This window comes from Actinomycetes bacterium, assembly GCA_036510875.1.
Classification (GTDB): domain Bacteria; phylum Actinomycetota; class Actinomycetes; order Prado026; family Prado026; genus DATCDE01.
In genome coordinates, this window is sequence record DATCDE010000027.1 from 1 (window position 1) to 5,754 (window position 5,754).

General features: G+C 71.2%; 5 protein-coding genes. 2 read left to right on the forward strand and 3 right to left on the reverse strand.

Going from position 1 to position 5,754, the window contains the following annotated elements; genetic code table 11:
* The 3 genes from VIM19_01615 to VIM19_01625 all read right to left on the reverse strand — a co-directional run.
* Positions 1–3,052, reverse strand: a 3,052-nt coding sequence (locus VIM19_01615; protein ID HEY5183610.1) for an adenylate/guanylate cyclase domain-containing protein, incomplete at its 3' end; no start/stop codon positions are given.
* Between the two features lie 137 nt (positions 3,053–3,189).
* A complete protein-coding gene (locus tag VIM19_01620; protein ID HEY5183611.1) occupies positions 3,190–4,593 on the reverse strand; it encodes a C13 family peptidase in 1,404 nt (467 codons plus the stop codon).
* 27 nt (positions 4,594–4,620) lie between these two features.
* The gene (locus VIM19_01625) at positions 4,621–4,971 is read right to left on the reverse strand and encodes a hypothetical protein (GenBank protein ID HEY5183612.1); all 351 of its coding nucleotides are present in this window, start codon (positions 4,969–4,971) and stop codon (positions 4,621–4,623) included.
* A 104-nt stretch (positions 4,972–5,075) separates the two neighbouring features.
* On the opposite strand from VIM19_01625, the gene VIM19_01630 reads away from it, so the two are divergent.
* Together VIM19_01630 and VIM19_01635 are read left to right on the forward strand one after the other, a co-directional pair.
* Complete coding sequence (locus tag VIM19_01630; protein HEY5183613.1) at positions 5,076–5,342, forward strand: GNAT family N-acetyltransferase; 267 nt, start codon at positions 5,076–5,078, stop codon at positions 5,340–5,342.
* Between the two features lie 122 nt (positions 5,343–5,464).
* A partial coding sequence (locus VIM19_01635) for a hypothetical protein (protein HEY5183614.1) occupies positions 5,465–5,754 on the forward strand: 290 nt, incomplete at its 3' end.

Consider the following 5,754-nt stretch of genomic DNA (forward strand, 5'->3'; position numbering starts at 1 on the left):
CCCCCGCCACGTCGCCGCTGGCAAGCAGCCGCGCCAGTGCGAGGTTGCCCAGCGCTGCCTGGTCCCACGCGCTCCCGGAGAAGTCCGTCTCGCGCGGCCTCGGGAGTGGCTCGCCCATGGCGTCAGCGAGCCACACCTCGATGCAGGCGAGGTACCGCGCGATCGTGGGAACCGACACCACCTCGAGCGCCTCGACGAGCACGTCGCGCGCCTCCACGAGGCGTCCGGCAGTCCACAGGGCGGACGCGTAGTTTCCTCGGGCGTAGTCGGAGTACCCGGCGGCTCCTGCACGACGTGCGGTCTCCAGCGCCTCGCGGAAGCTGGTGAGCGCCCCCGGCAGGTCTCGGCTCATCTGGATGGTGCCGAGGTTCAGCAGCGCGTTGGACAAGGTGCCCGGTGCGTCGGTCGCGCGCGCGATCCCGGCTGCGGTCTCGTTGAGCCCCCGAGCCGTTTCGGGGGCGCCGGTCGCCTGGAACCGGCTGGCGAAGCTGATCAGCGCCTGGGCGAGGAGGTCCGCGTCGCCGACCTCCTCGGCCAGGAACACGCGCCGCTCGAGGTAGCGGGCGGCACTGTCGAGGTCGCGCTCGGTCTCGTAGTGGGCGGTCGCGAGGGGGCCAGCGAGTCGGAGCAGGGCCACCTCGGCCCCCTCAGTGTCGGCCAGGAGCTGCCAGCGCGGTTCGGCGATCTCGATGATCCCTGCGAAGTCGGCGAGCACCGGCAGCGCCCGGCAGCGAACCGAGGCGGCGACTCCCGCGTCGACGCTGCGTCCGACCGCATCGAACAGCTCGGTCGCGACCCGCGCATGGTCGGCCGAACCCTCGTAGTCCCCGGCGTCCCCGGCGGCCTCAGCAGCAGCCAGGTGCAGGCGGGCCTGGTCGACGGGCTCATGGGCACGAGCCAGCGCGGCCTCGAACCGGCGGCGAGCCTCGGCCGGCGACCCCAACGCCTTGGCCCTGACACCAGCTCGCTCGAGGAGCGTGCCCGCGCGGCGCTCCAGATCCGCCTTGTCGGTCTCGCCACTGCTCGACGCGTCGACCGCGTCAAGCAGATGCTGGGCGATCACCACGGCGAGGTCGTCGCCTGGGTCGGCAAGACCGGCCAGGTAGTCGGCCGCAGCCAGATGCCGGTCCCTCCGGTCTCGCCGCGAGAGCATGCCGTACGCGACCTGCCGGACCACTGACTGGACGAACCGGTACTGCCCGCGCTCGGCCGAGAACCGGTCCAGCTGAACCGCGACGATCTCCTTGCGCTGCAAGGACGCCAACGCACCGTCCAGGTGTGTGTCGCCGGAGCCGATGGCAAGAAGCCCCTCGCGAGTGAAGGACGCGCCGAGAACGCAGGCGCGGCCCACGACGGCTCGCTCGTCGGGCGACAGGGCGTCTAGCCGGGCCGCGACCAGCGCCTGCAACGACGCCGGTGCGCCGATGGTCTCCAGATCGAGCTGGACGCCGTCAGCCGGGACGTAGTGACCCTCGCGGGGGACGACGGCGTCGCGGTCGATCAGGGCGCGGACCGTCTCCACCGCGAACAGGGGGACCCCCTCGGCGCGGGCGACGAGAGCCGCCCGGGTCGCGGTTGGGAGGCCGAGCACGAGGCCGTCGACCAGGGTGGCCATGGCGGCATCGTCGAGGGGGTCGAGCCGGATCACGGTGCTTCGGCGACCCCCCAGGTCGACGCGCCGGGCGAGCAGCTCCGGCCGCGCCAGCGCGAGCACGTAGATCGGGGCACGAGCGGTGGCCAGCAGGTGGTCCAGGAAGTCGAGCAGACCGTCGTCCGCGTACTGGGCGTCGTCCACGACCAGCACGACGGTGTGCTGGCCCTCGCTGATCCGCTCGAGGAACGACGTCCAGGCCGCGAACAGGTCCTCGCGCACGAAGTCGCCGGCCTGTCCAGCACCGACCAGCGCGGCCAGCCGGGGCCGCAACCAGTCCCGCTCCTCGGCCTCGGGCACGAACCGGACCAGCGCCTCCTCGAGCCCGGCAGTGACCACCTCGCCAGAGTCAGCCTCGGCGAGGCCCAAGCGGGGGCGCAACGCCTCCGCCAGCGCCCAGAACGCCACGCCCTCGCCGTAGGACAGGCACCGGCCGCGGTGCCAGCGCACCGTGGCGGTCAGAGCGTCCACGTACTTCTCGAACTCCCACGCCAGCCGTGACTTGCCGACACCTGGTTCGCCGTCGAGCACCACCAGGCGAGGTCGCATCGACTCCTGGGTGGAGTGGAACAGCTCCTTGAGCAGCCGGATCTCCCGATCGCGACCGATCAACGGGGCCTCCAGCCCGTCGACGCGCTGGCCGCCCCCGAGCTCGGCCACCACCGCGCGCGCCTGCCACAACTGGGCCGGCTCGGACTTGCCCTTCAGCGAGTGCTCGCCGGCGTCGGAGTACGAGATTGCGGCAGCCGTGAGCGCACGGGTGGTGTCGTCGACCCATACCGCTCCGGGCGCAGCGGTGGACTGGACCCTGGCCGCCGTGTTGACCGCGTCGCCGGCGACCATCCCCTCGGCGGTGGCCCCCACGGTGACCGCCACCTCGCCGGTGACCACACCAGCACGCATGGAAAGGCCAGGCGCACCGACGTCCTCGCCCATCGCCGCAACAGCCTGCACCAGTTCGAGCCCGGCTCGGACCGCCCGCTCGGCGTCGTCCCCATGGGTGACCGGCACGCCCCAGACGGCCATCACCGCGTCGCCGATGAACTTCTCCACCGAGCCCCCGTAGCGGCCGATCACGGTCCGGCACTCCGCGAAGTACTGCGACAGCAGCTCGCGTACCTCCTCCGGGTCCCGGGACTCCGACAGGGGGGTGAATCCCACGAGGTCTCCGAACAGCACCGACGTGACCCGGCGCTCGGCGACCGGGCGGTCGGGGACGCGGGCTGAGGCCTCCTCGGGCCGGGCACCGTCAAGCGGCGATCCGCACTCGACGCAGAATCGTCCACGCTCGGCCGGAGCGCCGCAGGCCGGACAGGCACGCAGCGGCACCGCGGCGCCGCACTCCTGGCAGAACTTGGCGCCAGGGGGGACCTCGGAGCCGCAGCTGGCACAGGTCGTCACCTCGGCACCCCCCTGCTCGCACGCGTCCGACGCAATCCGGTCGGCCGCCCCTGCGAACGATAGGAGTCGAGCCACCCGGGGTGGAAGAGCTGGGGACGCATCCGGCACCGTCGCCGGGGTCGTGAACGGGCAGCCGGTCAGGCCTTGCTGCGGCGTGGCGTCCTCGGCAGCCGGATCTCCCGCTCGGCCACGGCCTCGACCTGCAGCCGCGCGGCGAGGGACTCGACCGCGCTGAGCGACCCCATCAGCTCGCTGGCCCAGTCCGGCGCCGGATCGGGCAACGGTGGCTTCTTCACCAGCTGCTTCTCCACCAGCTTCAGCGACTTGCCCAGCTCCCGGATGATGTCCAGCAAGGACGGCGGCTTGGTCAGATAAATGCTGGAACCGCAGCCGCTGGGGGAGTCGGCGTACTGCGGGTCGTCGTAGCTGGCATGGTCGTTCGCGTCGGAGTAGTCGAACGCCTCCCGCACGCTGGTCCGGCCGTTCGCGTCCGCGTCCGGGTTGGCCGGCAGGCTCGCCCCGTAGGCCGTCGCCCCGTTGAGGCTCTCGAACCACACCTGCGCCCACGGGTCGAAGTGGGTGGCCCCGGCGCTCACCTTGTTCGCCGGCACCGCGCTGGCGAACGACGTTCGGCTGGCCTGGCTCTGGGTCAGCGTCGGTTGGCTGAAGGCGCCGGAGTAGCACTGTTCCATCGTCACCACGAGGGTGCCGAACTTCTTCATGCCGCCCAGCATGGTTCCCCACTCGTTCGGGGTGAGGACGGTCGAGTTGTCGATGCACAGCCCGGAGGTCGACCCATGGTTGTTCGTGTGCACGAACAGCAGGCTGTCGGAGTTCATCTGGTTGCTCAGCGAGGTCAGCGTGGACTGCAGGTTGGCCTTCGTGGCCGCCCCGTTGAGCTGCATTTGGTACGCCGTCCCGTCGCCGACCCACGTCGCCATGTCGGCTGCCGTGGCGTCGGTGGCGCCGGTCGTGCCGTCGTAGCAGAGCACGTGGATGTGGGACGCCGGGAAGCCGAGGCGGTGCCGCAGGATCCGGTAGGCGAACTCGAGGTCCTCGACGTGGCGGCGGTTGCTGATCTGGCTGGTGAACAGCAGCGCGTAGCGGTTGTCGTCGAGCCACCACGGCCACGGGTGGACCCGTGCCCAGTCGATCGGCTCATAGACGAGCGGGCGTGCGAACGCCGGCGTGAGCGGCGCGTGGAAGTGCTCGAGCACCGTCTGCGGGTCGGCGACCTCGGGCGGGAACATCGCTTCCGCGGACTCGATCAGCTCCCCGGTGGACGGCGAGTGGAACTGATAGCGGCACGGGTGGCCGAAGTTGGCTCCCGGCATGGTGTCCACGAACACCATGACCGAGTCGGCGGGAACGCGGATCTGCCGGTCCACCAGGTGCAGCACGTGGCCCTTGGGGTGGATGCGGGGGACGAGGCTGAGGTGCGTCGCCGCGGCTGTTCGCGGCGTCAGCGCCGCGAACGCCTCGGCCCGGACTCGCTCGAGGACACGCTCGGGAGGGATTTCGAGCCGGTCGTAGGACGTCATGAGCTTCTCCTGACTGGAGGGGGAGGGTCAGGGCTGCCGAACAAGGTCGGCGAGGCCGTCCGGGTCGCTGACGACCACCCAGGTGGCCGGCAGCGTGCCGAAGGCAGGGGGACGGTCGGAGGTGACGCGGGCCACCAGCTGGTGGGTGACCACGTCGACCGCGGCGTAGGTGCAGGGGTGCATCCAGTTCGCGCCGGGCATCTCGTCGCGGAAGACGAGGAGAGCCGCATGCTCAGCGACGACGGTCAGGTCGCCGACGTCCACCCGGCCGGGACCGCGTGGCTCCCTGTCGGCGTAGACGACGCTGCCTGGCAGGGCATCAAAGGCGGCTCCGGCCAGGGCAATGATGCTGTTCTGGTCGAGCAGAGAATCGGCCATGGGGGGCTCCCGATCGCTCGTGCGTCGAGTCAAGACCTGGGCGAGCGGGCTGTCCAGCGGGTTCACCCGTACGGCGCAGTCGAGCGGCGGGCTATCGTCCCGGCATGCCCGTGCCGAACGGCTTCCTGCTCGATGCTCGCGGTCACATCGGCTTCAGCGTGCGGCCGTCCGCCCGCCGTCGTGGGCTGGCCACCTGGGCCGCGGGGAAGGTTCTGGACGAGGCGCCGCGGCTCGGGCTGGAGCGGGTGCTGATCACGTGCGAGGAGGACAACCCGGGCTCGCGCCGACCCATCGAGAAGAACGGCGGGGTCCTCGAGGACATCCGGGACACTGAGCTTGGCCGCACCCGGCGGCACTGGATCGCCCTGTAGCCGACCTGTTGGTTCGCCTGCGCCAAACAAGTTGTGCGGGACCTGTAGTCAACCGCGGCTTGCCGGTGGATCCTTGGCAGCACGTTGGGGTTCCTCGGGAACGGGGGAGTGCAGTGGCCACCATGGGTCGGGATCTCGGCATACTTCTCGTTCTGATCGCGCTGGGAGTGCTGTGGACGCTCTACAGCGCCGTCACCCGTCGTGACAAGCGGCGGCGGGTGCGCGATGCGCGCAACGCACAGGCGAAGCTGGCGGAGCTCGAGAAGCCACTGCCGGGCCTCGAGGCGTACGCCACCGCGCATGGGTGGAGCGCGCCGGGGACGGACGCGCACCTCGACGAGCTCACCGGCGGCTACGTCCACGACGTGATCCGCCACCTGTGGCACGTTGAGCAGCCGGCCATCCAGACGAA

Excerpts from the sequence above, each read along its gene's own strand:
- VIM19_01625 (HEY5183612.1), bottom strand. The coding sequence starts at position 4,971 with ATGGCCGATTCTCTGCTCGACCAGAACAGCATCATTGCCCTGGCCGGA.
- VIM19_01620 (HEY5183611.1), bottom strand. The coding sequence starts at position 4,593 with ATGACGTCCTACGACCGGCTCGAAATCCCTCCCGAGCGTGTCCTCGAG.
- VIM19_01630 (HEY5183613.1), top strand. The coding sequence starts at position 5,076 with ATGCCCGTGCCGAACGGCTTCCTGCTCGATGCTCGCGGTCACATCGGC.